The sequence below is a fragment of the Streptomyces altiplanensis genome (assembly GCF_053591575.1).
On the sequence record NZ_JBSFUB010000012.1, the window covers coordinates 76,815 to 102,904 of the forward strand.

Consider the following 26,090-nt stretch of genomic DNA (forward strand, 5'->3'; position numbering starts at 1 on the left):
GGACCCTACGCATCCACGGCCCTCGCCCCACCTTGGAGTGGTCTTCTTCACTCGGGACGCACACAAGGCGCAATCATGCGATTACCCTTGGTGAACATGAAGATCGCTTTCGTAGGGAAGGGCGGCAGCGGCAAGACGACGCTGTCCTCGCTCTTCATCCGCCACCTCACCGCCAACGAGGCCCCGGTCATCGCCGTGGACGCCGACATCAACCAGCACCTGGGCGCCGCGCTCGGTCTCGACGAGACGGAAGCCGCCGCGCTGCCCGCGATGGGCGCGCACCTCCCCCTCATCAAGGAGTACCTGCGCGGCACCAACCCCCGTATCGCCTCCGCCGAGGCGATGATCAAGACAACGCCGCCGGGCGAGGGCTCCCGCATCCTGCGGGTGAGCGAGGACAATCCGGTCTACGACGCGTGTGCCCGTACCGTGCGGCTCGACGACGGCGAGATCCGGCTCATGGCCACCGGCCCCTTCACCGAGTCCGATCTGGGCGTCGCCTGCTACCACTCCAAGGTCGGCGCGGTCGAGCTGTGCCTCAACCACCTCGTCGACGGTTCGGACGAGTACGTCGTCGTCGACATGACGGCCGGTTCCGACTCCTTCGCCTCCGGCCTGTTCACCCGCTTCGACATGACCTTCCTGGTGGCCGAACCGACCCGCAAGGGGGTCTCCGTCTACCGCCAGTACAAGGAGTACGCCCGGGACTACGGCGTGTCCCTCAAGGTCGTCGGCAACAAGGTGCAGGGTCAGGACGACATCGACTTCCTGCGCGAGCAGGTGGGCGACGACCTCCTGGTGACCGTCCGCGCGTCCGACTGGGTCCGCGCGATGGAGAAGGGCCGCCCTTCCCGCTTCGAGCTGCTGGAGGCGGACAACCGCCTCGCCCTCCAGACCCTGCAGAACGCCGCGGAGGACTCGTACGCGCACCGCGACTGGGAGCGCTACACGCGCCAGATGGTGCACTTCCACCTGAAGAACGCGGAGAGCTGGGGCAACGCGAAGACGGGCGTCGACCTGGCCGCCCAGGTCGACCCCGCCTTCGTACTCGATGAGCGTCTCGCGGAGGCCGGTGCCGCTCAGCCCGCGTGACCGGGAAGGTCGTCCAGGCGCTCGGGCGAGCGGCTGTCCGGGTGGGCGGCGCCCGGCCGGACACTGCTCGAGGTGGCCGCGGGCTGGGCGGCCAGGAATGACGCCCAGCCCCCCTCCGGGGCTTCGCCGACCCCCAGGGTGCGCATCTTCGCCAGCACCTTCGGGTCCTGCGCGTCCAGCCAGTCGACGACCTGCCGGAAGGAGACGCAGCGCACGTCCCGCTGCACGCAGACCGTCTTGATCGTCTCCTCGATGGCGCGCATGTAGGTGCCGCCGTTCCAGGACTCGAAGTGGTTGCCGATGATCAGCGGGGCGCGGTTTCCGTTGTACGAGCGGTCGAAGGCCTTCAACAGGCCGTCACGCATCTGGTTGCCCCAGAACTCGTGCTGGGACGGATCGCCCTTGACCGTTCCCGACTGGTTGACCATGAAGTTGTAGTCCATCGAGAGCGTTTCGAAGGCCCGTCCCGGCACCGGGACCAACTGGAGCGGAATGTCCCACAGACCCTGGGTCTTCTTCGGCCACACCTGCTTGCCGACACCGCTCGAGTCGTAGCGGAAGCCCAGCTCCTTTCCGGCCCGCATCATGTTCTTCTGCCCTTCCAGGCAGGGCGTGCGGGCGCCGATGAGCTCCTTGTCGTAGTCGAAGGGCAGCGGCTTCGCCTCCTTCAGGCCCGAGTTGGTCTTCCAGCGCTTCACGAACGCCTTGGCCTGCGCGATCTCACTCTTCCACTCCTCCGCGGACCAGGTTCCGACGCCGCCGTCCTTGCCGCAGAAGTGGCCGTTGAAGTGCGTACCGATCTCGTTGCCGTCCAGCCACGCGCCGCGCAGCTGGTCCACGGTGTCGCTGATTCCCGCGACGTCGTTGAAGCCGATGTCGGAACGGCCCTGCGAGTGCTGGGGCGGGTCGTAGAGGTGCCGCTTGTCCTCCGGCAGCAGGTAGACGCCGCTGAGGAAGTACGTCATCGTCGCGTCGTACTTCTTGCCGACCTTGCGGAAGTGGGAGAAGAGCCGCTGGCTGTCCTCCCCCGCCCCGTCCCAGGAGAACACCACGAACTGCGGCGGCTTCTGACCCGGCCTCAGCCGCTGGGGCCTGGGCAGGTGCGGCTGCTTGCCCGTGTACGCCGTGGAGCCGTCGCCGATCAGGCGCACCGCGTTCTCGGGCGCCGCGGCGGGAGGCCCCTTCTTCTCCCCGTGGGCGCCCCCCTCGGCTTTGGGGGGTTCCGGGCCGGCGGGCCCCGAACAGGCGGCGAGCGCACCCGCCATGGTCATTGCGGCAACGCCGAAGACGATCCTCTTCGCGGCGGCCATCATCCGCCCACCCTCTTCCCTCAGGTTTCCTGCGCTGAAGTGCCGACACTGCGCGGCAAACTTCGCACGCCTCGAAGGAGAAGAAAGTACGACAAGCCGCTTAAATTATTTATGCACTAAAACGGGTGAATCTTTAGACCATTTGCACCCAATTACCCCCTTGATTCTTTACTCTGCATTACTATTCGTTTACTGAGAGTTGAAAATCCCGCCGCTGCACGCCGTGACCCACGGCCGCGTCCCACATTCCGCGACCGCGCTGCCCCGGAGGAGACGGGAACCATGTCTGCTTGCGTCCCCACCCGCACCGACCACTCTTCGCGCACCACGCGCGCACCCCGATTCCGACGTCCCCACAGCCCCCCGCCGGGCGACGGCGGCAACCGCCCCCGCCGATTCCGTATCGAGGGAGCCGACTTGTCGGCCTCGATCTCCGTCTTCCTGATCGCGCTGCCGCTCTCCCTGGGAATCGCCCTGGCCACCGGCGCCCCGCTCCAGGCCGGCCTCGTCGCCGCAGCCGTCGGCGGCATCGTCGCCGGCCGGCTGGGCGGAGCTCCGCTCCAGGTCAGCGGGCCGGCCGCCGGACTCACGGTGGTCACGGCCGAGCTGATCCTGCAGTACGGCTGGCGCACCACCTGCGCCATCACCGTCCTCGCCGGCGTCGCCCAACTGGCGCTGTCGGCGGTGCGCGTGGCCCGTTCCGCCCTCGCCGTCAGCCCGGCGATCGTGCACGGCATGCTGGCCGGCATCGGCGCCACCATCGCCCTGTCCCAGCTTCACATCGTCCTCGGCGGCACACCGCAGAGCTCCGCCGTCGACAACGCGCGCGGCCTGCCGGCCCAGTTGGCCGACCTCCACGGACCGGCCATCCTGGTGAGCGCCCTCACCGTCGCCGTGCTTCTCTTCTGGCCGCACATTCCAGGACGTACGGGCCGGATCGCCCGGACGGTCCCGGCCGCCCTCGTCGCGGTGGCTGCCGCCGCCGTGCTCGCGGTACTGACCGGGATGAAGGTGCCGCGCGTCGACCTGCCCTCCTGGAGCAGCCACGCGCTGCCGGGGCTTCCGGAAGGGCCGGTGCTCGGGATCGCCGCGGCCGTGCTCACGGTCACGCTGGTCACGAGCGTGCAGTCACTGCTTTCGGCCGTAGCCGTCGACAAGCTGGTGTCCGCGCGCAAGGAGCCGCGCACCGGCGGGATGCGCGCGGACCTCGATCGCGAACTGGCCGGGCAGGGAGCCGCGAACATCGTGTCCGGGGCACTCGGCGGGCTGCCGGTCGCCGGTGTCGCCGTACGGAGCGTCGCCAATGTGTCGGCGGGCGCGGTCAGCCGGCACTCCACCATGCTGCACGGCCTGTGGATCGTGCTGGCCGCGCTCTTCCTCGTCCCGGTCATCGACCTGATCCCGCTGCCCGCGCTCGCCGCGCTGGTGATGGTCATCGGTTTCCAGATGGTGAACGTCACCCACATCCGCAGCGCCTCCCGCCACCGGGAGGTACTGGTGTACGTGGTGACGGTCACCGGGGTCGTTCTCCTCGGTGTGCTGGAAGGTGTGGTGATGGGGATCGCGGTCGCGGTCGCGGTCGCGCTGCACCGGCTGGCCAAGACTCATGTCACCGCGGAGGCGACGGCGGACGGTGCCCACCACATCAGGGTGCGGGGCCAGTTGACCTTCCTGGCGGTGCCCCGGCTGAGCCGTGCGCTGAACCAGGTGCCCCAGGGGGACGACGCGGTCGTCGAGTTGGAGGGGTCCTTCATGGACCACGCTGCGTACGAAACACTCCAGCACTGGCGGGACGCGCATGCCGCGCAGGGGGGCCGGGTCGAAATCACCGGGCGTTCGGGCCACCGGTTCACCGAGCCGGACTCCGGCACCGGCTCCGCCGTCCTTCCCGGCTCTGCCGACTCCACGCACTCCGCCCGCTCCGCCCACTCCACTCGCTTCACTCGCTCCACCCACACCTGCTGCCGGCCGTGGACCCCCTGGCGCAACCACCACTGCGACGACCACGCCGCCGCGCCGTCCCTCACACCGGGCCTGGCGAGCGCCGGCGCCGGCGCCGGCCAACTGGCCACCGGGCTCAGCGCCTTCCAGCGGAACACGGCGCCGCTGGTGCGCGAGGAGCTGGCCCGGCTTGCCCGCGAAGGGCAGACGCCGTCGCAGCTCTTCATCACCTGCGCGGACTCCCGGCTGGTCACCAGCATGATCACGTCCAGTGGCCCCGGTGACCTCTTCACCGTACGGAATGTGGGCAACCTGGTTCCGCCACCCGGTACGGAGAGCACGGACGACTCGGTCGCGGCGGCCATCGAATACGCCGTGGACGTACTGAAGGTCCAGTCCATCACCGTCTGCGGGCACTCCGGCTGCGGCGCGATGCAGGCCCTGCTCACCGCACCGCAGGACGGGGCCCAGACGCCGCTGCGGCGCTGGCTGCGGCACGGCACACCCAGCCTGGAACGGATGAGGAGCAGGCGCCACTCCTGGGCGAGGATCTCGGGACGGATGCCGGCCGATGCGATCGAGCAGCTCTGCCTGACCAATGTGGTCCAGCAGTTGGAGCATCTGCGCACGCACGAGGCGGTGCGCCGCCGGCTCGCCGAGGGCACGCTCGAACTGCACGGCATGTACTTCCATGTCGGCGAGGCCCAGGCGTATCTGCTGAAGGACGGCGTCCGGGCCGACGGGACCGGAGAGGTCTTCGACCGGGTCGGCCCTTCGGATACGGAAGACGGGACGGAAAACGAGAGGGCAAGCGGGACGGAAGGCGAGGCAGAAGGCGAAGCAGAAGGCGCGCTCCAGGAATCGCGCGCCTGAACCGATCCGCCTCCGCGTCCGTGAGACCGTATGGCCCCTCCCCGCGCCGCCCTGCGAGGAGGGGCCGCACGCCGCCGCAAACACCGGTCGGATGCGGCCCGTCCCAGCTCACAGGTCTAAACCAATTTCCGGAAGGCTCTTGTCACCCGGGCACGGGACTGATGAGCTAGGGCACGGGACACATCGGACGCCCTGGGAATGGGAGATGTCGTGAGCAACGAAAGCCTGGCCAACCTCTTGAAGGAGGAGCGCCGTTTCGCGCCGCCCGCCGAGCTGGCAGCGAACGCCAACGTCACGGCGGAGGCGTACGAACAGGCCGAGGCGGACAGGCTGGGCTTCTGGGCCGAGCAGGCCCGGCGGCTCACCTGGGCCACCGAGCCGACCGAGACACTCGACTGGTCGAACCCGCCCTTCGCGAAGTGGTTCGCCGACGGCAGGCTCAACGTCGCGTACAACTGCGTGGACCGCCACGTCGAGGCCGGCCACGGCGACCGCGTCGCCATCCACTTCGAGGGCGAGCCCGGCGACAGCCGCGCCATCACCTACGCCGAGCTCAAGGACGAGGTCTCACGCGCCGCCAACGCCCTCACCGAACTGGGCGTCGCCAAGGGCGACCGGGTCGCCGTCTACCTGCCGATGATTCCCGAGGCCGCCGTGGCGATGCTGGCCTGCGCCCGCATCGGCGCCGCGCACTCGGTCGTCTTCGGCGGTTTCTCGGCCGACGCCATCGCCTCCCGCATCCAGGACGCGGACGCCAAGATCGTCATCACCTCGGACGGCGGCTACCGGCGGGGCAAGCCCTCCGCCCTCAAGCCCGCCATCGACGAGGCCGTCGCCAAGTGCCCGCAGGTGGAGCACGTCCTCGTCGTACGCCGCACGGGCCAGGACACCGCGTGGGACGACAGCAAGGACGTCTGGTGGGACGAGATCGTCGCCCGCCAGTCCGCCGAGCACACCCCCGAGGCCTTCGACGCGGAGCACCCGCTCTTCATCCTCTACACGTCCGGTACGACGGGTAAGCCCAAGGGCATCCTGCACACCTCCGGCGGCTACCTCACCCAGGCGGCCTACACCCACCACGCCGTCTTCGACCTCAAGCCGGAGACCGACGTCTACTGGTGCACGGCCGACATCGGCTGGGTGACCGGGCACTCGTACATCGTGTACGGCCCGCTGGCCAACGGCGCGACGCAGGTCATGTACGAGGGCACGCCCGACACCCCGCACCAGGGGCGCTTCTGGGAGATCGTGCAGAAGTACGGCGTCACGATCCTCTACACCGCGCCGACCGCGATCCGCACGTTCATGAAGTGGGGGGACGACATCCCCGCCAAGTTCGACCTGTCCTCGCTGCGGATCCTCGGCTCGGTCGGTGAGCCGATCAACCCCGAGGCATGGATGTGGTACCGCAAGCACATCGGCGCCGACGCGTGCCCGATCGTGGACACCTGGTGGCAGACCGAGACCGGCGCGATGATGATCTCGCCGCTGCCCGGCGTCACCGCGACCAAGCCCGGATCCGCCCAGCGCGCGCTGCCCGGCATCAGCGCGACCGTCGTCGACGACGAGGCGAACGAGGTGCCCGACGGGGGCGGCGGCTACCTGGTCCTGACCGAGCCGTGGCCGTCCATGCTCCGTACGATCTGGGGCGACGACCAGCGCTTCATCGACACCTACTGGTCCCGCTTCCCCGGCAAGTACTTCGCGGGCGACGGCGCCAAGAAGGACGACGACGGCGACATCTGGCTGCTCGGCCGGGTCGACGACGTGATGCTGGTCTCCGGCCACAACATCTCGACCACCGAGGTCGAGTCGGCGCTCGTCTCGCACCCGTCCGTCGCCGAGGCGGCGGTCGTCGGCGCGAACGACGAGACGACCGGCCAGGCCATCGTCGCCTTCGTGATCCTGCGCGGTACGGCGTCCGAGACGGAGACCCTCGTCGCCGAGCTCCGCAACCACGTCGGCGCCACCCTCGGCCCGATCGCCAAGCCCAAGCGGATCCTCCCGGTGGCCGAGCTGCCCAAGACCCGCTCCGGCAAGATCATGCGGCGGCTGCTGCGCGACGTCGCCGAGAACCGGCAGCTGGGCGATGTCAGCACGCTCACCGACTCCTCGGTGATGGACCTGATCCAGACCAAGCTGCCGAACGCCTCCAGCGAGGACTGAGAGCCAGCACCGGCCGCCGGGGCCACGCCGGTCGTCGGTCCCGTCGGTCCCTTGGTCCGGTCGGTCCCGTCGGTTCGTCGGCCCATTGGTCACGACCGCGTTAGTACGCCCCCAGAACGGGCACCCGTCCCCCGCGCCGGGTGCCCGTTCTGCTCGTACAGTGATGATCACCGGATTCCGTCCTTGCACGCCCCCGGTAGGGTGGGTGCCCGCGTCAGGAAGGCGTCAATAGTCCACAGGTGTGCCGGGAAGTCTGGTCGGCAATGTGCTCCATGCTGCCCACCGACCGGAGGTTTTCACCCGTGGCCGCACCTGCTTCGCCCACCCCGCCCACCCCGTCCGGCCCTCGCAAGTTCCTCGGACGGCTCCCCCTTCCCGAACGTACGTTCGTGGCGGATGCCCTGCGGACCGAGACCGTGGGCGGCGTACTGCTCCTCGTAGCCGCGATAGCCGCGCTGATATGGGCGAACACCGGGCTCAGCGACAGCTACGCGTCGGTACGCGACTTCCACCTGGGGCCCGCCTCGCTCGGCCTCGACCTCTCCGTCCAGCACTGGGCGGCCGACGGTCTGCTCGCCGTCTTCTTCTTCGTCGCGGGCATCGAGCTGAAGCGCGAGCTGGTCGCCGGTGAACTGCGCGATCCCAAGGCCGCCGCGCTGCCCGTCATAGCCGCCCTCAGCGGCATGGTGATGCCGGCCCTGGTGTACGTCCTGGTCAACGTCCTCGGGAACGGGTCCCTGGGCGGCTGGGCCGTCCCGACCGCCACCGACATCGCCTTCGCGCTCGCCGTCCTCGCGGTGATCGGCACCTCGCTGCCGTCCGCGCTGCGCGCCTTCCTGCTCACCCTCGCCGTCGTCGACGACCTGTTCGCGATCCTGATCATCGCGGTCTTCTTCACCGGCGACCTCGACTTCCTCGCGCTCGGCGGCGCGGCCGTGGGTCTCGCCGTGTTCTGGCTGCTGCTGCGGGGGCGTGTGCGCGGCTGGTACATCTACGTACCGCTCGCCCTGGTGATCTGGGGCCTGATGTACAACAGCGGCGTACACGCCACCATCGCCGGTGTCGCGATGGGCCTGATGCTGCGCTGCAACCGGAACGAGAACGAGGCGCACTCCCCCGGCGAGCGCATCGAGCACCTCGTGCGTCCCCTTTCGGCGGGGATCGCCGTGCCGCTGTTCGCCCTCTTCTCCGCCGGTGTCTCCATCTCCGGCGAGGCGGCCGGCGACGTGTTCACCCGGCCCGAGACCCTCGGCGTCGTCCTCGGCCTGGTGGTCGGCAAGGCCGTCGGCATCTTCGGCGGCACCTGGCTGGCGGCCCGCTTCACCAAGGCCGAACTCAACGACGACCTGGCCTGGCCCGACGTCTTCGCCGTCGCCTCGCTGGCCGGCATCGGCTTCACCGTCTCCCTGCTCATCGGCGAACTCGCCTTCACCGGGAACGCCGCGCTGACCGACCAGGTCAAGGCCTCCGTGCTCATCGGGTCACTGATCGCTGCCGTGATTTCCGGGATCCTGCTCAAGCTTCGGGTACGCAAGTACCGCGCGATGGTCGAGGACGAGGAGCGCGACGACGACCACGACGGCATCCCGGACATCTACGAGCTCGACCAGCCCGAGTACCACCTGCGGATGGCCGCGATCTACGAGGAGAAGGCCGCGGCCCACCGCAAGCTCGCGGAACTCGCGGGGGCGTCCGGCAGCAAGGGCGACGGTCCGGCATGATCTGACATCAGATCCATCGAAACAGCAGACGTAGAAGAGGGAGAGAGCGATGAGTGACCCCGCCCGCACCACTGACACCGTCCGCACCGCTGACACCGTCGACCGCAGCCTCGGCCAGTTGGTCGCCTCCGCGACCGCCGAGATGTCCGCGCTCGTGCACGACGAGATCGCGCTGGCCAAGGCCGAGCTGCGGCAGGACGTCAAGCGCGTCGGTATCGGCGGCAGCGCCATCGGTGTCGCGGGGGTGTTCGCGCTCTTCTCCCTGCCGGTGCTGAGCTTCGCCGCGGCGTACGGCATCCACAACCTGGGGCTGGGTCTCGCCTGGTCCTTCCTGATCGTCGGCGGCGCGTTCCTGCTGCTGGCGGGTCTGCTGGCGCTGATCGCCGTGTCGAAGTTCAAGAAGGTCAAGCCGCCGGAGAAGAGCATCGCCTCGGCCAAGCAGACGGCGGCCGTGCTCCAGGGTGCCAAGCCTCATCCCCGCCAGGTCGGTGACAAGGCAGTGGCTGTGGCACGCTCGTCCACATGACGGCCCCTGATTCCGACTCCGGCGCTCCCGCGCCCGCACCTGCGCCCGTGCCCGTGCCCGCCCCGACACCTGCTTCTGTCGTACGTCCCGACGGCCCGTGGACCCATCGCGAGGTCGCGGCCAACGGCGCGCGCTTCCACATCGCGGAGGCCGGGGACGGCCCGCTGGTGCTGCTGCTGCACGGCTTTCCGCAGTTCTGGTGGACGTGGCGGCACCAGCTGACCGCGCTCGCCGACGCCGGGTTCCGGGCCGTCGCGATGGACCTGCGGGGCGTGGGTGGCAGCGACCGTACGCCGCGGGGTTACGACCCGGCGAACCTCGCGCTCGACATCACCGGCGTGGTGCGTTCGCTCGGCGAGCCGGACGCGGCGCTCGTCGGGCACGGCCTCGGCGGGTACCTGGCGTGGACGGCGGCCGTGATGCGGCCCAAGCTGGTGCGCCGGCTCGTGGTCTCCTCGATGCCGCACCCGCGCCGCTGGCGCTCGGCGATGCTCTCCGACGTGTCCCAGACACGGGCCGGATCGTACGTCTGGGGATTCCAGCGCCCGTGGCTGCCCGAGCGTCAGCTGGTCGCGGACGACGCGGCGTTGGTGGGGCGGCTGATCCGCGACTGGTCGGGTCCGCGGCTGCCGAACGACGAGGACGTCGACGTGTACCGGCGGGCGATGTCGATCCCGTCGACGGCGCACTGCTCGATCGAGCCGTACCGGTGGATGGTGCGGTCGATGGCACGGCCGGACGGCATCCAGTTCAACCGGCGCATGAAGCGGCCGGTGCAGGTGCCGACGCTGCATCTGCACGGCTCGCTGGACCCGGTGATGCGCACGCGCAGCGCGGCGGGTTCCGGTGAGTACGTCGAAGCCCCGTACCGGTGGCGGCTGTTCGACGGACTCGGGCACTTCCCGCACGAGGAGGACCCGGCGGCCTTCTCGACCGAGCTGGTCAACTGGCTGAAGGATCCCGAGCCGGACCGCTGACCGACCGCCCAGCCACCGGAACGCTTGTCCTACGAACAGCCAATTGCCTGACGCATAGGCCAATTGGCTGCCCCCGGCGCGATTACGGACCATGGGGCACGGGCACACGTCGGGTATGGGCTGGACGCACGACTACGGTGACGCAGCACGCAATCGCCGCTCGGCCACCACGCTGAGCACCCAGGAAAGGGGCGGTCCGCAGGACCAGAGCCACGGCCACGGCCCGCCTTCCCGCACGATCGGGATTCCCCGCATTCTTCGCCGCCGGGCCCGCTGGGTCTCGGCGCGGTTGCGTCATCCCCGCGACTGACACGACGTACGCGACGAAAACAACCGGCACACCTGACGCGGCCGAAACCGCTGGAGCTACCGCACCCCGGACTTGAGATAGGCGAGTCCGGGGTGCGCGCTCCGGTAGCCGTCGAGCAGCCTTCGCGCCACCGTGACCGAGTCGACGAGCGGATGCAGGGCGAACGCCTTCACCGCCGCTCGCGCCGACCCGCTCTCCCCCGCCTGGAGTACGCACCGCTCCACCGCCTTGACCGCGGCCACCAGGCCCGCCTCGTGGCCGGTCAGCGGTGACACGGCGAGGGGGTGGGCGCCGGCCGCGTCGACCCGGCACGGGACTTCGACGACGGCCGCGTCGTCGAGCAGCGGCAGCGTGCCCCGGTTGCGGACGTTGAGGATGAGCGTGGCGCGTTCGTCGCGGGCGATGGCCCGCATCAGCGCGAGCGCGACGTATTCGTACCCGCCGGACTCCAGGTCGTCGGCGGCGCGCTCGCCCGCGCCCGCCGCCTCCCGGTTCTCCGCCATGTACGTGGCTTCGCGCTCGGCGCGGGTACGGTCCCACGCGGCCAGGGCGCCCGACGCCGACGTGCGGTCCGCCATGCCGTCGTAGAAGCGTGCCTGCTGGTCGCGCAGGAACGCGCCCCGGGTCTGCTTCGCCTCGCGGTAGGCGGTGACCGTCTCGCGGTTGAAGTAGTAGTAGTGCAGGTATTCGTTGGGGACGGAGCCGAGCGAGCGCAGCCACTCGGCTCCGAAGAGTCTGCCCTCCTCGAAGGAGGTCAGGGCGCGCTCGTCGTCGAACAGGGCCGGGAGCAGGTTCCGGCCGGGCTCGTCGTCGGCGTACACCCCGCGCAGCCAGCCGAGGTGGTTGAGGCCGGTGTAGTCGAGCCGCGCCCGCGCCGGGTCGGCGACGCCGAGCGCGCGGGCGACGCGGCGCCCGAGGCCCACGGGCGAGTCGCAGATGCCGATGACGCGCTCGCCGAGATGGCGGGACATGGCCTCGGTGATGAGACCGGCGGGGTTGGTGAAGTTGATGACCCACGCGTCGGGGGCGAGCCGCGCCACGCGCCGCGCGATGTCGACGGCCACCGGGACCGTACGCAGTCCGTAGGCGATGCCGCCCGCGCCGACCGTCTCCTGGCCCAGGACGCCCTCGGCGAGGGCCACGCGCTCGTCGGCGGCCCTGCCCTCCAGGCCGCCGACCCGGATGGCGGAGAAGACGAAGTCGGCGCCGCGCAGGGCGTCGTCGAGGTCGGTGGTGACGGATACGGCCGGCGCGTCCGGGACGCCGGCGGCCTGGTCGGCGAGGACGTGGGCGACGGCGGCCAGGCGGGCGCGGTCCAGGTCGTGGAGGGTGACGTGGGTGACGCGGCCCTCGGCGCGGTCGCGCAGGAGCGCTCCGTACACGAGGGGGACGCGGAAGCCGCCGCCGCCGAGGATCGTCAGACGCATGTGAAGGTGAACCGGCCTCTCGAAATCGTCAGCATGCCGGAATCGTCAGAGCGCGCATCCCTGACTGTCGACCTGCTGGTTGGCGTCGCTGCCGAGGCGGATGTCCTCGCGGACCTCGTCGGCCGTCAGGGCGTACCCCGTGTCGGCGTCGTCGAGGGACTTGGCGAAGACGACGCCGTAGACCTTGCCGTCCGGTGTCAGCAGCGGGCCGCCCGAGTTGCCCTGGCGGACGGTCGCGAAGAGCGAGTAGACGTCGCGCCGGACCGTGCCGTGGTGGTAGATGTCCGGGCCGTCGGCGTTGATCCGGCCGCGGACACGGGCGGAGCGGACGTCGTAGGCGCCGTTCTCCGGGAAGCCCGCGACGATCGCGCTGTCGCCGCTGCGCGCGTCATCGTCGGGGCCCGTGAACTCCAGCGCCGGGGCGTCGAGGTTCGGAACGTCCAGTACGGCGATGTCGCGCTCCCAGTCGTAGAGCACCACCGTGGCGTCGTACCGGCGGCCTTCTCCGCCTATCTGCACGGTCGGCTCGTCGACACCCCCCACCACGTGGGCGTTCGTCATGACGCGGCGGTCGTCGAAGACGAAGCCGGTGCCTTCGAGGACCTTGCCGCAGCTCGGGGCCGTACCGACGACCTTGACGATGGACTTCTTCGCGCGGGCGGCGACGGGGCTTCCCGCGAGCGCCGGGTCCGGGGCCTCGACCTCGGTGATGGGCTCGTTGGAGAAGGGGCTGAAGACCTGGGGGAAGCCGTTCTGCGCGAGGACCGACCTGAAGTCCGTGAACCACATGTTCGCCTGATCGGGCATCACGCGCGAGACGCCGAGGAGCACCTTGGAGTTACGGACCTCCTTGCCCAGCGTGGGCAGCGAGGTCTGCGCGAGCATGGAGCCGATCAGCCAGGCGACCAGGAGCATCGCGACGACGTTGACCAGCGCGCCGCCCGAGGCGTCCAGGACGCGCGCGGGCGACCAGGTGATGTATCTGCGGAGCTTGTTGCCGAGGTGGGTGGTGAAGGCCTGGCCCACCGAGGCGAAGACGATCACGATGACGACCGCGACGACGGCGGCCGTCGAGCTGACTTCCGACCCGTCGGTCAGCTGGTCCCACGCGAGGGGCAGCAAGTAGACCGCGACGAGGCCACCGCCGAGGAAGCCGATCACCGACAGAATGCCGACGACGAATCCCTGTCGGTACCCGACGATCGCGAACCACACCGCCGCGACCAGCAACAAGATGTCCAGGACGTTCACATGGCCACCCTGTCACGCGTGCCAGTCGAGCGGGACCTGCCGGGAGCGGTCCCAGGGACGCTCCCAGCCCGCGTAGTGAAGGAGCTTGTCGATCACGCCCGCGGTGAAACCCCAGACCAGCGCCGGTCCGACCAGGAACGCCGGACCGCTGTGGCCGCGCGGGTGCACACTCGTCACGCGGTTGGCCGGATCCGTGAGATCCGCCACGGAGACCGTGAACACGCTCGCGGTCTCGGCGGGGTCGACGGCCCCGACCGGGCTCGGCTCGCGCCACCAGCCGAGGACGGGCGTCACGACGAAGTCGCTGACGGGGATGTAGAGGCGGGGCAGTACGCCGAAGACCTGGACGCCCGAGGGATCGAGTCCGGTTTCCTCCTCGGCCTCGCGGAGCGCGGCGCGCAGCGGGCCTGTCGTTTCCGGATCGCCGTCGGCGGGGTCGAGGGCGCCGCCGGGGAAGCTCAGCTGTCCCGCGTGCGAGCGCAGGCTGCCCGCCCGCTCCATGAGCAGCAGCTCGGGGCCCTTCTCGCCCTCGCCGAAGAGGATCAGCACGGCCGACTGGCGCCCGGCGCCGCTCTCGGGCGGCAGGAATCGGCTGAGCTGCTCGGGGCGCACGGACCGGGCGGCCTCGGCCACCGGGTCGAGCCATCCGGGCAGCCCGGTGCTCGTCACGGCGACCTCGGGCAGGCCGCCCGCCTCCACGGTCCCGGCCGTCCCGGCCGCCCCGCTGTCGTACGTCTCGCTCCTACGCGCCATGGGCACCCCCGTCGTCACAACGCCCGAAGCGGGCCTGTTCGTTCCGCGCCATCCCGCACACCCGTCACCCGGCGGCCCCCAGCGGGGGCGCCGGCTCTCCCGGGAAGCCCGGCGGGGGCTTCAGCCGCTGCCCGGGGTGGCCGCCCATCTCGTACTTGAGGAGCTTCTTCGCCTTCTCCGGATCCGTCTCGCCCTCGCCGTAGGACGGGCACAGGTGCGCGATCGGGCAGGCGCCGCAGGCCGGCTTGCGGGAGTGGCAGACACGGCGGCCGTGGAAGATGATCCGGTGCGAGAGCATCGTCCACTCGCGCTTCGGGAAGATCGCGGCGATGTCCGCCTCGACCTTCTCCGGGTCCTCGTGCTCAGTCCACTTCCAGCGGCGCACAAGCCGTCCGAAGTGGGTGTCGACCGTGATTCCCGGGACGCCGAACGCGTTGCCCAGCACGACGTTGGCGGTCTTGCGGCCGACGCCGGGCAGCGTGACCAGGTCCTCCAGACGGCCGGGGACCTCGCTGCCGAAGTTGTCCCGCAGGGCCGCGGACAGGCCGAGCAGGGAACGGGCCTTGGCGCGGAAGAAACCCGTCGGCCGGATGATCTGCTCCAGCTCCTCGGGGACCGCGGCCGCCATGTCCTCGGGCGTCGGGTACGTGGCGAAGAGGGCCGGGGTGGTCTGGTTGACCCGCAGGTCGGTGGTCTGGGCGGAGAGGACCGTGGCGACCAGCAGCTCGAACGGGTTCTCGAAGTCCAGCTCGGGATGGGCGTACGGATAGACCTCGGCCAGCTCGCGGTTGGTCCGGCGGGCGCGGCGGACCATGGCCAGGCGCGACTCCGGCCCGGCGGCCTTCACGGGCTTCACGGGCTTGACAGCTTTGGCGGGCTTGGGCGTTTCGTCCTCTTTTTTGGCTTTTCTGGGCTGGGCCGGAACTTGTTCGCCCACAGCGGAATTATGGGCTTCGGTCACCTGTCCGGCCCCCTTGGCCTGCACTCTCACCGGCGATTTGGACACCCGGCCAGCCTAAAGCCCGGCACTGACATCCGCCCCGGTCACAGCCAATTGCCAACCCAATCGGCCCCCTGCCGCACGGTCAGGCACGCCGGTACGTCAAACTTGTGATTGATCGCACTAGTTTTACCGTCCGGCATCATGGTGACCACGGTTCCTGTGAGCAGGTCGACAAGGAGAGAACTCGTGGACGACGTTCTGCGGCGCGCCCCGCTCTTCGCGGCGCTCGATGACGAGCAGGCCGCGGAGCTCCGCGCCTCGATGAGTGAGGTGACGCTCGCTCGCGGCGACGCCCTCTTTCACGAGGGCGACCCCGGCGACCGCCTGTACGTGGTGACCGAGGGCAAGGTGAAGCTCCACCGCACCTCCCCCGACGGCCGCGAGAACATGCTGGCCGTCCTCGGTCCCGGTGAGCTGATCGGTGAGCTGTCGCTCTTCGACCCGGGCCCGCGCACCGCCACCGCGACCGCCCTGACGGAGGTCAAGCTGCTCGGCCTCGGCCACGGCGACCTCCAGCCCTGGCTGAACGCCCGCCCGGAGGTGGCCACGGCGCTCCTGCGCGCCGTCGCCCGCCGGCTGCGCAAGACCAACGACCAGATGTCGGACCTGGTCTTCTCCGACGTGCCGGGCCGTGTGGCCCGCGCGCTCCTCGACCTGTCGCGCCGCTTCGGCGTGCAGTCGGAGGAGGGCATCCACGTCGTGCACGACCTGACGCAGGAGGAGCTGGCCCAGCTGGTCGGCGCGTCCCGCGAGACGGTCAACAAGGCCCTCGCCGACTTCGCGGGCCGCGGCTGGCTGCGCCTGGAGGCGCGGGCCGTGATCCTGCTGGACGTGGAGCGCCTGGCGAAGCGCTCGCGCTAGTACGAGCCCGTACGACTGCCGGAAGGGCCACCCCGCCAAGGGGTGGCCCTTCCGCGTTCCCGGGCCGGGTGTCAGTGGCCGTGGCTACCCTGTGCACACGGTCGGTGACAAGCGAGGAGGCCGGGCCGCCGGGCCCGGACAGCTCCGTACTAGATCAGGCCGTGCTCTTGCAGGTACTCCAGCTGCGCCCGCACCGAGAGCTCGGCCGCCGGCCACAGTGACCGGTCCACGTCCGCATACACGCGGGCGACGACCTCGGACGCGCTGACGTACCCGTCCTCGACGGCCGTCTCGACCTGCGCGAGCCGGTTCGCGCGGTGGGCCAGGTAGTACTCGACCACGCCCTGCGCGTCCTCCAGGACGGGCCCGTGCCCGGGCAGCACGACCTGCACCCCGTCGTCGACCGCCAGCGAACGCAGCCGCCGCAGCGAGTCGAGGTAGTCGCCGAGCCGCCCGTCCGGGTGCGCCACGACCGTCGTGCCGCGCCCGAGGACGGTGTCGCCCGTCAACACGGCCCGGTCGGCGGGCAGGTGGAAGCAGAGCGAGTCGGCGGTGTGCCCCGGCGTCGCCACCACGCGCATCTCCAGCCCCCCGGTGGTGACGACGTTCCCCGCCGCGAGCCCCTCGTCCCCGAGCCGCAGGGCGGGGTCCAGGGCCCGTACGGGTGTACGCGTCAGCTCGGCGAAGCGCGCCGCGCCCTCCGCGTGGTCGGGGTGCCCGTGGGTGAGGAGGGTCAGCGCGACCCGCTTGCCCGCCTCCTCCGCGGTGGCGATCACCGCCCGCAGGTGCACGTCGTCGAGCGGCCCCGGGTCGACGACGACCGCCAGGTCGGAGCCGGGCTCGGAGACGATCCAGGTGTTGGTGCCGTCGAGGGTCATCGCGGAGGCGTTCGGGGCCAGGACGTTGACGGCGCGCGCGGTGGCGGGCCCGGAGAGCACGCCGCCGCGGGGCTGTCCGGGAAGCGCTGCTGCGTCGGTCATGCGGTGCCTCCTGTGCTCCCGGTACGGTCGCCGCTCTCCATGGTGTTCCCGATGCGCTTCGTGAACTCCTCGTGGCCCGGCCAGCTCAGCACCAGTTCGTCACCCTCCAGGCGGGCCCGCGCGAGCACCGGCGCCAGGTCCTGGTCCGCCGCGCCCGCGAGGGCCTCGGCAGCCGTGGCGTACGGCTGGAGCGTACGCAGCGTCGAGATCGTCGGCGGCATCATCAGCAGCTCGCCCCTGTCGTAGCCCGCGGCCGCCTCCGCCGGGCTGATCCACACCGTGCGGTCCGCCTCCGTCGAGGCGTTGCGGGTCCGCTGGCCGGCCGGCAGCGCGGCGACGAAGAACCAGGTGTCGTACCGCTTCGGCTCGAACTCGGGGGTGATCCAGCGCGCCCACGCGCCCAGCAGGTCCGAGCGCAGCAGCAGGGACCTCTGCCGGAGGAAGTCCGCGAAGGACAGTTCCCGGGCGACCAGCGCCCGGCGGTCCGCCTCCCAGTCGTCGCCCGTGGTGTCGCCGACCACGGTGCCGGCCGTCGGGCCCGCGAGCAGCACGCCGGCCTCCTCGTACGTCTCGCGCACCGCCGCGCACACGACGGCCTGCGCCGACGCCGGGTCCACGCCCAGCCGCACGGCCCAGTCGTCCAGCGACGGGCCCGCCCAGCCCACGTGGTGGTCGTCGTCGCGCGGATCCACACCGCCGCCCGGATACGCGTACGCGCCTCCGGCGAAGGCCATGGAGGCGCGTCTGCGCAGCATGTGCACGACGGGGCCGCCCGCCGTGTCCCGCAGCAGCATGACGGTGGCGGCCCGCTTGGGGGACGCGACGGTGAGCTCACCGCCGGCGAGGGCGCGGATCCGGTCCGGCCACTCGGGCGGGTACCACTGACCATTGGGCATGGCCGGAGGCTATCCGCTCCCGGTTGGATGTTCGAGAGGACCGGGGCCCGGGGGCGGAAGACCGGGGTCCGGAGTCGGGACCCCGGTCGTGGGGCAGACGGGAGAGTTCTCGGGCGGACGCGGGCCCTCAGGCGGAAGCGAGCTCGACCTGGATCTCGATCTCGACCGGCGCGTCGAGCGGCAGTACCGCCACGCCCACCGCGCTGCGCGCGTGCACGCCCTTGTCGCCGAGCACCGCGCCCAGCAGCTCGCTCGCGCCGTTGATCACGGCCGGCTGGCCGGTGAAGTCCGCGGCGGAGGCGACGAAGCCGACGACCTTCACGACACGCGCGATGCGGTCCAGGTCGCCGGTGACCGACTTGACGGCGGCCAGGGCGTTCAGCGCGCACGTACGCGCCAGGTTCTTTGCCTCCTCCGGGGTGACCTCCGCGCCGACCTTGCCGGTGCACGGAAGCTTGCCTTCCACCATCGGGAGCTGGCCCGAGGTGAAGACGTACACGCCCGACTGCACGGCCGGCTGGTACGCGGCGATCGGCGGAACGACCTCCGGAAGCGTCAGGCCGAGCTCGGAGAGCTTCGCCTCGACCACACCGGTCATGCCTGCTTCTCCCGCTTCAGGTAGGCCACCAGCTGCTCGGGGTTGTTCGGCCCGGGCACGACCTGGACGAGCTCCCAGCCGTCCTCGCCCCAGGTGTCCAGAATCTGCTTGGTCGCGTGCACGAGAAGGGGCACGGTCGAGTATTCCCACTTGGTCATACGGCGACTGTAGTCCCTGCCACAGGCAGCCTCCTGCGTAGGCCGGGCCCCGACTGGTTAGGCTCCAGGACGTGAGCAGGCTCCAGGTCGTCAGCGGCAAAGGCGGTACCGGAAAGACCACGGTGGCCGCGGCACTCGCGCTCGCCCTCGCGACGGAGGGCAAACGCGCCCTCCTCGTGGAGGTCGAGGGCAGGCAGGGGATCGCGCAGCTCTTCGAGACGGAAGCGCTTCCGTACGAAGAGCGCAAGATCGCTGTCGCACCGGGCGGCGGGGAGGTGTACGCCCTCGCGATAGACGCCGAACGCGCGCTTCTCGACTACCTCCAGATGTTCTACAGACTCGGAGGAGCCGGCCGGGCGCTCAAGAAGCTCGGCGCGATCGACTTCGCGACCACCATCGCGCCGGGTCTCAGAGACGTGCTGCTGACCGGCAAGGCGTGCGAGGCGGTCCGCCGCCGGGACAAGCAGAACCGTTACGCGTACGACTACGTCGTGATGGACGCGCCGCCCACCGGCCGCATCACGCGCTTCCTCAACGTGAACGACGAGGTGGCGGGACTGGCCAAGTTCGGCCCGATACACAACCAGGCCCAGGCCGTCATGCGCGTGCTCAAGTCGCCGGAGACCGCGGTCCACCTGGTGACGCTGCTCGAGGAGATGCCGGTCCAGGAGACCGCCGACGGCGTCGCCGAACTGCGCGCCGCCGAACTGCCCGTCGGCAACGTCATCGTGAACATGGTCCGGCCCCACCACCTCGACGAGGACGCGCTGCGCACCGCGTCCGGTGAGCGGCGCTCCGATGTCGCCAAGGCGCTCTCCCGGGCCGGACTGGGCGGCGCTCGCCGCGGCGGTCTCGCCGAGCGTCTCGTCGACCCGCTCCTCGAACAGGCCGCGGAGCACGCGCAACGCGTCGAGCTGGAGCGCGAGCAGCGCGCCGTACTGGCCCGGCTGGACCTGACGGCGTACGAACTGCCGCTGCTCGGCGGGGGAATGGACCTCGCCGGGCTCTACCGGCTGGCGAAGGAACTGCGGGCCCGTACCGCCCCTGGGGGAACTGCATGACCGCGAACGCGACGGACACGAGGGACACGGCGGACGCGATGGACACGGCGCCCGTGCTGGACATCGACCCGCTGCTCGACGACCCGGCCACCCGCATCATCGTGTGCTGCGGCTCGGGCGGCGTCGGCAAGACGACGACCGCGGCGGCCCTGGGGGTACGGGCGGCCGAGCGCGGCCGGAAGGTCGTCGTCCTCACCATCGACCCGGCCCGCAGGCTCGCCCAGTCCATGGGCATCGACGCGCTGGACAACACCCCGCGCCGGGTGAAGGGCATAGACGAGTCGGCCGGCGGCGAGCTCTCCGCGATGATGCTCGACATGAAGCGGACCTTCGACGAGATCGTCGAGGCGCACGCGGACGCCGAGCGGGCCCGCGCGATCCTGGAGAACCCCTTCTACCAGTCCCTGTCGGCCGGTTTCGCCGGCACGCAGGAGTACATGGCGATGGAGAAGCTGGGCCAGCTGCGGGCGCGCGACGAGTGGGACCTGATCGTCGTCGACACCCCGCCGAGCCGGTCCGCCCTCGACTTCCTCGACGCGCCGAAGCGGCTCGGGTCGTTCCTGGACGGCAAGTTCATCCGGGTGCTGATGGCGCCCGCGAAGGTGGGCGGCCGGGCCGGGATGAAGTTCCTCAACGTCGGCATGTCGATGATGACGGGCACCCTCAGCAAGCTGATGGGCGGTCAACTGCTGAGTGACGTACAGACCTTCGTGGCCGCCATGGACACCATGTTCGGCGGCTTCCGCACGCGTGCGGACGCGACGTACCGGCTGCTCCAGGCGCCCGGTACGGCGTTCCTGGTGGTCGCCGTACCGGAGCGGGACGCGCTGCGCGAGGCCGCGTACTTCGTCGAGCGGCTGGCGGCGGAGGAGATGCCGTTCGCCGGACTCGTACTCAACCGGGTTCACGGCAGCGGCGCTTCCCGGCTCTCGGCCGAGCGGGCGCTCGCCGCCGCAGAAAATCTTGATGAGGGCCGCATTGTGGATCAGGAGGCCGGGAAGGCTGGTGTTCGTGACTCCTCGGCCACCTCTCCCGATGCGGAAGTCGATGACGAAACCCACGCCGAAATCGCACCGGACCACCCCCGGGACCACGGCCCCGGCGGCACCCGCACCGTGGAGCAGTTGACGGCGGGTCTGCTGCGCCTGCATGCCGAGCGCATGCAGGTCCTCGCGCGTGAACAGCGCACGCGCGACCGCTTCACCGCACTCCACCCCGAGGTGGCGGTGACCGAAGTGGCCGCCCTCCCGGGCGACGTGCACGACCTGACGGGACTCCGGGCCATCGCTGACCGGCTCGCCGCCGGTGAGGCCGCCGAGCCTGGTGGGTCCGTCCGTCCGGACTAACCCACAGCCGCGTACTCGATGTACGCCCCGGTCTCGTCGTCCTCGGCCAGAATGCCCGTGCTGCGCTCGTACTCAGTGCGGGCGGTCTCAAGGAGCCGGCGCCAGGAAGTGACGGTGGGGCGCCTGCGCAGAAGTGCGCGCCGCTCCCGTTCCGTCATGCCGCCCCACACGCCGAACTCGACGCGGTTGTCCAGCGCGTCGGCCAGGCACTCGGTCCGCACCGGACATCCGGTGCACACCGCCTTGGCCCTGTTCTGCGCTGCTCCTTGTACGAACAGTTCATCCGGATCGGTAGTGCGGCAGGCTGCCTGCGCACTCCAGTCGGTTACCCAGCCCATACCGGCGCCGTCCTCTCCCGAATCGAGGCTCCCCCACGGCGACAGCGGCATATTCACCGCTGCCAGTTGAGGACGTTACGGAAGGTGGGCACAGCACAACACCCCCTTCGGGCCCAATCTTGAATGGCCCGAACGGACTATGCGTAAGCGACAGATCACCCGACGGAGTGATGCGAGGGCATACGTAACCAACCCGACGAAGCAGGGCGGTTCGGCCAAGTCACAACGGAAACCAAGTGACGCATGAGGCGGAATCGGACATGCGCACGCCCCATTCCGGAACTGACGGAATTTGACACCGGCGATGTCGGGGGGCTTGATGCGAAACCACACTGCTGTGACAGTTGGGAGCAGCTTAGGCCAAGGCCTATACGCGTGTCCGGCGAATGAGAACGTAGGCTGCCCCCATGCCAAAAAAGCGCTCGGGCGGGGGTCTCACCGGGATCCAGCAGGCCGCCAAATTCATCGGTGTCGCCGCGCTCTCCGGAGCTGTGCTGGCGGGCATCGCGCTGCCGGCGGCCGGAGCGCTGGGTCTCGCGGCCAAGGGGACGGTCGAGGGGTTCGACGAGATCCCCGCGAACCTCAAGACGCCGCCGCTGAGCCAGCGCACCACCATCCTCGACGCGCAGGGCGGCCCCATCGCCACGGTCTACTCGCGTGACCGCACCGTCGTGGACCTGAAGGACATCTCCCCGTACATGCAGAAGGCGATCATCGCGATCGAGGACGCGCGCTTCTACGAGCACGGGGCGATCGACCTCAAGGGCGTGCTGCGCGCGGCCAACCGCAACGCCCAGACGGGCGGCGTCTCGGAGGGCGCGTCGACCCTCACCCAGCAGTACGTCAAGAACGTCTTCGTCGAGGAGGCCGGTGACGACCGCACCAAGGTCGCCCAGGCCACCCAGCAGACACTCGGCCGCAAGGTCCGCGAACTCAAGTACGCGATCCAGGTCGAGGAGGAGCTGGGCAAGAACAAGATCCTCGAGAACTACCTCAACATCACCTTCTTCGGGCAGCAGGCGTACGGCGTCGAGTCCGCGTCCAAGCGCTACTTCAGCAAGTCCGCCAAGGACCTCAAGCTGGAGGAGGCCGCGCTGCTGGCCGGCATCGTGCAGTCGCCGTCCCGCTACGACCCGGTCAACGACTCCGAAGAGGCGACCAAGCGGCGCAACACCGTGCTCCAGCGCATGGCCGACGTCCACGCCGTCCCGCAGGCCGAGGCCGACCGGGCGAAGGCCACCCCGATCGAGCTGAACGTCAGCAAGCCCAAGAACGGCTGCATCACCGCCGTCAGCGGCGCGGGCTTCTTCTGCGACTACGTGCGCGAGGTCTTCCTGTCCGACCCGGTCTTCGGGAAGACCAAGGAGGAGCGGATCAAGGTCTGGAACAAGGGCGGCCTGAAGATCCGCACGACGCTGGATCCGAAGGCGCAGGAGTCGGTGCAGGCGTCGATCAAGAACCACGTCTACCAGTCCGACAAGGTCGCGACGGCCGTCACGCTGGTCGAGCCCGGCAGCGGCAAGGTCCTCGGCATGGGCCAGTCCAGGCCGTACGGCTTCGGGAACAACGAGACGACGATCAACTTCTCCGCCGACAAGAAGATGGGCGGATCGACCTACGGCTTCCCGACCGGCTCGACCTTCAAGCCGTTCGTGGCGGCCGCGGCCATCGAGCAGGGCATCCCGGCGACGAAGATCTACTCGTCGCCGTTCGAGATGGACTACCCGACGGTGCAGACCTGCAGCAGCAGGCCCTGGGTCAACGTCAACGGCGAGCGGGTGCCGAACGAGTCCGAGTCCGAGGTCGGCCCGTACCCGCTGCAGGAGGCGATGGCCCTCTCGGTCAACACCTACTTCATCCAGATGATCGAGGACATCGGCATCTGCCCGGTGACGAGGATGGCCGACAAGCTCGGCGTCGTCACGGCCGACGGACAGAAGCTGAAGGAAGTGCCCGCGATCTCGCTGGGCACGGAGGGCATGTCCCCGCTGACGATGGCGAACGCGTACGCGACCTTCGCCAACCGCGGCACGTACTGCACGCCGGTCTTCATCGAGTCGGTCACGACCGCGCAGGGCAAGAGCCTGCCGGTGCCCAAGTCGTCCTGCTCGCGGGCGATGTCCGAGCGGACCGCCGACACCATCAACACCCTGCTCATGGGTGTGGTCGACTCCGGTACCGGCCAGGAGGCCGGGCTCACCAGCCGCGACAACGCCGGCAAGACGGGTACGACGGACAGCCGCCACAACGCCTGGTTCGTCGGCTACACGCCGAACCTGTCCGGTGCGGTCTGGGTCGGCGCGGCCGGCGCCGAGCAGGTCTCGATGGAGAACATCACCATCGGCGGCGTCTACCACCCGAAGGTCTACGGCGGCCAGGTTCCGGGCCCGATCTGGAAGGACGCGATGAGCGGCGCGCTGGACGGCGAGCCCGCGCCCGGCTTCAACACCGTCCACATCCCGAAGCCCGAGAAGGACAAGAAGGACAAGGGCGACCGGGACGAGGGCGACGACAACAAGCCCGGCGACGACGGGCCCGGTGACGACGGGCCCGGTGACGACGGGCCCGGTGACGACGACGGCGGCAGTGACCGCGACCGGGGCCGCGGCAACGGCGGCGGCCGGGGCGGGAACGGGCCGTAGACACAGCGGCATCGTGTACGGGTACGGCGGAAGGGGCGCCCGGTGGAGACCACCGGGCGCCCCTTCCGCCGTGCTGTGCGCCGTACCGCGGCCCGTACGCCCGTGTACGCGTAGGGCGTGCTCAGCCCGCCAGGAGCTTCTTGACCGCGGCCGCCACCCGGCCGCCCTCGGCGCGGCCCGCCACCTTCGGGTTCACGATCTTCATGACCGCGCCCATCGCGCGCGGCCCCTCGGCGCCCGTGGCCTTCGCCTCTTCGACCGCCTGCCCGACGATGGCGTTCAGCTCGTCGTCGCTCAGCTGCTGCGGCAGGTACGCGTCGAGGATCCTGCCCTCCGCCAGCTCGCGCTCGGCCGACTCGGTCCGGCCGCCCTGGGTGAACGCCTCGGCCGCCTCGCGGCGCTTCTTCGCCTCCTTGGCGATCACCTTCTGCACCTCGTCGTCGGAGAGCTCGCGCGCCGCCTTGCCGCCGACCTCCTCCTTGGTGATCGCGGTGAGGGTCAGCCGGAGCGTGGACGAGGTCAGCTCGTCGCGCGCCCTGATGGCGGCGGTGAGGTCTTCCTGAAGCCTGGACTTGAGCGTGGTCATGGGGCAAGTGTGGCAGGTACGCATCGACTGACGCCCACCGATTTCGTGCGCCGGGACCGTCTGCGACGATGGGCACATGCGCGCACGTTACGGGGTACCCCTGAAAGTCACCGCAGGAATCACGGCTGTTGGCGCGGCCGGCCTCGCCTACGCCGCCGGGTTCGAGGCCCGCTCGTTCCGGCTCCGCCGGGTGACCGTGCCCGTGCTCCCGCCGGGGGCCCGGCCCCTGCGCGTGCTCCAGGTATCGGACATCCACATGGTGAGCGGGCAGCGCAAGAAGCAGCGCTGGCTCCAGTCGCTGGCCGGCCTGCGCCCCGACTTCGTCGTCAACACGGGCGACAACCTCTCCGACCCGGAGGGTGTGCCGGAGGTGCTGGACGCGCTCGGCCCGCTGATGGAGTTCCCGGGGGTCTACGTCTTCGGCTCCAACGACTACTACGGCCCCAAGCTCCGCAACCCCGCGCGCTACCTCATCGAGAAGGCCCAGGGCAAGCACGGCCTGAACGGCAACGCGCCGGCCGTCGGCGTCGTGCACAACCCGTGGGAGCGGCTGCGCGACGGCTTCGACGCGGCGGGCTGGGTGAACCTCACCAACACCCGGGGCCGGCTCAAGCTCGGCGGGCTCGACGGCATGGAGGTCGCCTTCACCGGCGTCGACGACCCGCACATCAAGCGGGACAGGTACGCCGAGGTCGCCGGCGGCCCGGACCGCTCGGCCGACCTCTCCATCGGCGTGGTCCACGCCCCGTACCTGCGCTCACTCGACGCCTTCACCGGCGACGGCTACCCGCTGATCCTGGCCGGCCACACGCACGGCGGCCAGCTGTGCATTCCCTTCTACGGGGCACTGGTCACCAACTGCGACATCGACACGGACCGGGCGAAGGGCCTCTCGACGCACTCCGCCGAGGGCCGGCGCTCCTACCTCCACGTCTCGGCGGGCTGCGGCACCAACCGCTACACCCCGGTCCGCTTCGCGTGCCCGCCGGAGGCGACCCTGCTGACGCTCGTGGCACGTCCCTGAGGGAGCGGCCCCACCCTGGACCTGGTGATCACCGGCCCCGGCCGGATCCGCCCCGGCCCGCGAGGCCGCGAAACCGGATTTCGCCTCCGGGCGTGCGTCCGCTAAAGTAATCGATGTCGCCGCAACGCGCGCGACATCGGGGTGTAGCGCAGCTTGGCAGCGCGCTTCGTTCGGGACGAAGAGGTCGTGGGTTCAAATCCCGCCACCCCGACAGCTGAAACACCAGGTCAGGCCCGGTCTCCTTCATTGG

General features: G+C 70.4%; 23 protein-coding genes and 1 tRNA gene. 13 read left to right on the plus strand and 11 right to left on the minus strand.

Translation table 11 applies throughout. From position 1 onward, the window contains the following. Positions 1-96: 96 nt before the first annotated feature. On the plus strand, positions 97-1,092 hold the full coding sequence (locus ACWD0Y_RS08725) for an ATP-binding protein (protein WP_450259662.1): 996 nt from the start codon (positions 97-99) through the stop codon (positions 1,090-1,092). Here the strand turns inward: ACWD0Y_RS08725 and ACWD0Y_RS08730 are convergent. Then, complete coding sequence (locus ACWD0Y_RS08730) at positions 1,080-2,405, minus strand: hypothetical protein (RefSeq protein WP_450259663.1); 1,326 nt, start codon at positions 2,403-2,405, stop codon at positions 1,080-1,082. The genes ACWD0Y_RS08725 and ACWD0Y_RS08730 overlap by 13 nt on opposite strands. Before the next feature lie 279 nt (positions 2,406-2,684). On the opposite strand from ACWD0Y_RS08730, the gene ACWD0Y_RS08735 reads away from it, so the two are divergent. The 6 genes from ACWD0Y_RS08735 to ACWD0Y_RS08760 all read left to right on the plus strand — a co-directional run bounded on the left by ACWD0Y_RS08735 (position 2,685) and on the right by ACWD0Y_RS08760 (position 10,916). Continuing rightward, positions 2,685-5,216 (plus strand): bifunctional SulP family inorganic anion transporter/carbonic anhydrase, encoded by a 2,532-nt coding sequence (locus tag ACWD0Y_RS08735; RefSeq protein WP_450259664.1) that lies wholly within the window; start codon positions 2,685-2,687, stop codon positions 5,214-5,216. A 198-nt stretch (positions 5,217-5,414) separates the two neighbouring features. After that, the gene (gene acs, locus ACWD0Y_RS08740; RefSeq protein ID WP_450259665.1) at positions 5,415-7,382 is read left to right on the plus strand and encodes an acetate--CoA ligase; all 1,968 of its coding nucleotides are present in this window, start codon (positions 5,415-5,417) and stop codon (positions 7,380-7,382) included. Between the two features lie 263 nt (positions 7,383-7,645). After that, positions 7,646-9,103 (plus strand): Na+/H+ antiporter NhaA, encoded by a 1,458-nt coding sequence (gene nhaA / locus ACWD0Y_RS08745; RefSeq protein ID WP_450259666.1) that lies wholly within the window; start codon positions 7,646-7,648, stop codon positions 9,101-9,103. A 49-nt stretch (positions 9,104-9,152) separates the two neighbouring features. Continuing rightward, positions 9,153-9,629 carry a phage holin family protein gene (locus ACWD0Y_RS08750; protein WP_450259667.1) on the plus strand — a complete coding sequence of 159 codons (477 nt, stop codon included), beginning with the start codon at positions 9,153-9,155 and terminating at the stop codon, positions 9,627-9,629. Beyond that, the gene (locus ACWD0Y_RS08755) at positions 9,626-10,606 is read left to right on the plus strand and encodes an alpha/beta fold hydrolase (protein ID WP_450259668.1); all 981 of its coding nucleotides are present in this window, start codon (positions 9,626-9,628) and stop codon (positions 10,604-10,606) included. The genes ACWD0Y_RS08750 and ACWD0Y_RS08755 overlap by 4 nt, the downstream gene beginning before the upstream one ends. 115 nt (positions 10,607-10,721) lie before the next feature. After that, complete coding sequence (locus tag ACWD0Y_RS08760) at positions 10,722-10,916, plus strand: hypothetical protein (RefSeq protein WP_450259669.1); 195 nt, start codon at positions 10,722-10,724, stop codon at positions 10,914-10,916. 56 nt (positions 10,917-10,972) lie between these two features. Here the strand turns inward: ACWD0Y_RS08760 and ACWD0Y_RS08765 are convergent, their stop codons facing one another. The 4 genes from ACWD0Y_RS08765 to nth form a co-directional block, all read right to left on the minus strand. After that, entirely contained in the window at positions 10,973-12,343 is a 1,371-nt protein-coding gene (locus ACWD0Y_RS08765; protein WP_450259670.1) for a 6-phospho-beta-glucosidase, read from the minus strand. Between the two features lie 45 nt (positions 12,344-12,388). Beyond that, positions 12,389-13,594 carry a MarP family serine protease gene (locus ACWD0Y_RS08770; RefSeq protein ID WP_450259671.1) on the minus strand — a complete coding sequence of 402 codons (1,206 nt, stop codon included), beginning with the start codon at positions 13,592-13,594 and terminating at the stop codon, positions 12,389-12,391. A 12-nt stretch (positions 13,595-13,606) separates the two neighbouring features. Further along, positions 13,607-14,347: an NUDIX hydrolase gene (locus ACWD0Y_RS08775; protein ID WP_450259672.1), complete on the minus strand. Its 741-nt coding sequence runs from the start codon at positions 14,345-14,347 to the stop codon at positions 13,607-13,609. 64 nt (positions 14,348-14,411) lie between these two features. Then, complete coding sequence (nth, locus tag ACWD0Y_RS08780) at positions 14,412-15,203, minus strand: endonuclease III (RefSeq protein ID WP_450259673.1); 792 nt, start codon at positions 15,201-15,203, stop codon at positions 14,412-14,414. Between the two features lie 333 nt (positions 15,204-15,536). On the opposite strand from nth, the gene ACWD0Y_RS08785 reads away from it, so the two are divergent. Next, the gene (locus ACWD0Y_RS08785) at positions 15,537-16,211 is read left to right on the plus strand and encodes a Crp/Fnr family transcriptional regulator (protein ID WP_014046869.1); all 675 of its coding nucleotides are present in this window, start codon (positions 15,537-15,539) and stop codon (positions 16,209-16,211) included. A gap of 149 nt (positions 16,212-16,360) precedes the next feature. Here the strand turns inward: ACWD0Y_RS08785 and ACWD0Y_RS08790 are convergent, their stop codons facing one another. The 4 genes from ACWD0Y_RS08790 to ACWD0Y_RS08805 form a co-directional block, all read right to left on the minus strand. Then, positions 16,361-17,191, minus strand: a complete 831-nt coding sequence (locus ACWD0Y_RS08790; protein WP_450259674.1) for an MBL fold metallo-hydrolase — start codon at positions 17,189-17,191, stop codon at positions 16,361-16,363. Next, a complete protein-coding gene (locus ACWD0Y_RS08795) occupies positions 17,188-18,087 on the minus strand; it encodes an NUDIX hydrolase (RefSeq protein ID WP_450259675.1) in 900 nt (299 codons plus the stop codon). Before ACWD0Y_RS08795 ends, ACWD0Y_RS08790 begins: the two co-directional genes overlap by 4 nt. Positions 18,088-18,214: 127 nt before the next feature. Continuing rightward, a complete protein-coding gene (locus ACWD0Y_RS08800; protein WP_093799831.1) occupies positions 18,215-18,685 on the minus strand; it encodes a RidA family protein in 471 nt (156 codons plus the stop codon). Beyond that, on the minus strand, positions 18,682-18,843 hold the full coding sequence (locus ACWD0Y_RS08805; RefSeq protein WP_019355547.1) for a DUF4177 domain-containing protein: 162 nt from the start codon (positions 18,841-18,843) through the stop codon (positions 18,682-18,684). The genes ACWD0Y_RS08800 and ACWD0Y_RS08805 overlap by 4 nt, the downstream gene beginning before the upstream one ends. 71 nt (positions 18,844-18,914) lie before the next feature. Between ACWD0Y_RS08805 and ACWD0Y_RS08810 the strand changes: the two genes are divergently transcribed. Both ACWD0Y_RS08810 and ACWD0Y_RS08815 read left to right on the plus strand, forming a co-directional pair. Next, on the plus strand, positions 18,915-19,904 hold the full coding sequence (locus ACWD0Y_RS08810; RefSeq protein WP_450259676.1) for an ArsA family ATPase: 990 nt from the start codon (positions 18,915-18,917) through the stop codon (positions 19,902-19,904). Continuing rightward, on the plus strand, positions 19,901-21,250 hold the full coding sequence (locus ACWD0Y_RS08815; protein ID WP_450259677.1) for an ArsA family ATPase: 1,350 nt from the start codon (positions 19,901-19,903) through the stop codon (positions 21,248-21,250). The genes ACWD0Y_RS08810 and ACWD0Y_RS08815 overlap by 4 nt, the downstream gene beginning before the upstream one ends. Here the strand turns inward: ACWD0Y_RS08815 and ACWD0Y_RS08820 are convergent. Further along, complete coding sequence (locus tag ACWD0Y_RS08820) at positions 21,247-21,588, minus strand: WhiB family transcriptional regulator (protein ID WP_176710042.1); 342 nt, start codon at positions 21,586-21,588, stop codon at positions 21,247-21,249. The genes ACWD0Y_RS08815 and ACWD0Y_RS08820 overlap by 4 nt on opposite strands. 407 nt (positions 21,589-21,995) lie before the next feature. Here ACWD0Y_RS08820 and ACWD0Y_RS08825 point away from each other — a divergent pair, with 407 nt between their 5' ends. After that, complete coding sequence (locus tag ACWD0Y_RS08825) at positions 21,996-24,230, plus strand: transglycosylase domain-containing protein (protein WP_450259678.1); 2,235 nt, start codon at positions 21,996-21,998, stop codon at positions 24,228-24,230. A gap of 121 nt (positions 24,231-24,351) precedes the next feature. Here the strand turns inward: ACWD0Y_RS08825 and ACWD0Y_RS08830 are convergent, their stop codons facing one another. Beyond that, entirely contained in the window at positions 24,352-24,816 is a 465-nt protein-coding gene (locus ACWD0Y_RS08830; RefSeq protein ID WP_450259679.1) for a GatB/YqeY domain-containing protein, read from the minus strand. A gap of 76 nt (positions 24,817-24,892) precedes the next feature. Here ACWD0Y_RS08830 and ACWD0Y_RS08835 point away from each other — a divergent pair, with 76 nt between their 5' ends. Further along, positions 24,893-25,840, plus strand: coding sequence for a metallophosphoesterase (locus tag ACWD0Y_RS08835; RefSeq protein ID WP_450259680.1), 948 nt, complete (start codon positions 24,893-24,895; stop codon positions 25,838-25,840). 137 nt (positions 25,841-25,977) lie between these two features. Then, positions 25,978-26,051: transfer RNA gene (locus ACWD0Y_RS08840), tRNA-Pro, on the plus strand. The last annotated feature ends 39 nt before the right edge of the window (positions 26,052-26,090 follow it).

Coding starts and splice junctions, on each gene's coding strand:
- ACWD0Y_RS08800 (WP_093799831.1), bottom strand. CDS start 18,685: ATGACCGGTGTGGTCGAGGCGAAGCTCTCCGAGCTCGGCCTGACGCTT.
- ACWD0Y_RS08820 (WP_176710042.1), bottom strand. CDS start 21,588: ATGGGCTGGGTAACCGACTGGAGTGCGCAGGCAGCCTGCCGCACTACC.
- ACWD0Y_RS08750 (WP_450259667.1), top strand. CDS start 9,153: ATGAGTGACCCCGCCCGCACCACTGACACCGTCCGCACCGCTGACACC.
- ACWD0Y_RS08730 (WP_450259663.1), bottom strand. CDS start 2,405: ATGATGGCCGCCGCGAAGAGGATCGTCTTCGGCGTTGCCGCAATGACC.
- nhaA (WP_450259666.1), top strand. CDS start 7,646: ATGTGCTCCATGCTGCCCACCGACCGGAGGTTTTCACCCGTGGCCGCA.
- ACWD0Y_RS08825 (WP_450259678.1), top strand. CDS start 21,996: ATGCCAAAAAAGCGCTCGGGCGGGGGTCTCACCGGGATCCAGCAGGCC.
- ACWD0Y_RS08790 (WP_450259674.1), bottom strand. CDS start 17,191: ATGACCGACGCAGCAGCGCTTCCCGGACAGCCCCGCGGCGGCGTGCTC.
- ACWD0Y_RS08760 (WP_450259669.1), top strand. CDS start 10,722: ATGGGCTGGACGCACGACTACGGTGACGCAGCACGCAATCGCCGCTCG.
- ACWD0Y_RS08765 (WP_450259670.1), bottom strand. CDS start 12,343: ATGCGTCTGACGATCCTCGGCGGCGGCGGCTTCCGCGTCCCCCTCGTG.
- acs (WP_450259665.1), top strand. CDS start 5,415: ATGGGAGATGTCGTGAGCAACGAAAGCCTGGCCAACCTCTTGAAGGAG.
- ACWD0Y_RS08735 (WP_450259664.1), top strand. CDS start 2,685: ATGTCTGCTTGCGTCCCCACCCGCACCGACCACTCTTCGCGCACCACG.
- ACWD0Y_RS08830 (WP_450259679.1), bottom strand. CDS start 24,816: ATGACCACGCTCAAGTCCAGGCTTCAGGAAGACCTCACCGCCGCCATC.
- ACWD0Y_RS08815 (WP_450259677.1), top strand. CDS start 19,901: ATGACCGCGAACGCGACGGACACGAGGGACACGGCGGACGCGATGGAC.
- ACWD0Y_RS08755 (WP_450259668.1), top strand. CDS start 9,626: ATGACGGCCCCTGATTCCGACTCCGGCGCTCCCGCGCCCGCACCTGCG.
- ACWD0Y_RS08725 (WP_450259662.1), top strand. CDS start 97: ATGAAGATCGCTTTCGTAGGGAAGGGCGGCAGCGGCAAGACGACGCTG.
- ACWD0Y_RS08795 (WP_450259675.1), bottom strand. CDS start 18,087: ATGCCCAATGGTCAGTGGTACCCGCCCGAGTGGCCGGACCGGATCCGC.
- ACWD0Y_RS08835 (WP_450259680.1), top strand. CDS start 24,893: ATGCGCGCACGTTACGGGGTACCCCTGAAAGTCACCGCAGGAATCACG.
- ACWD0Y_RS08805 (WP_019355547.1), bottom strand. CDS start 18,843: ATGACCAAGTGGGAATACTCGACCGTGCCCCTTCTCGTGCACGCGACC.
- ACWD0Y_RS08775 (WP_450259672.1), bottom strand. CDS start 14,347: ATGGCGCGTAGGAGCGAGACGTACGACAGCGGGGCGGCCGGGACGGCC.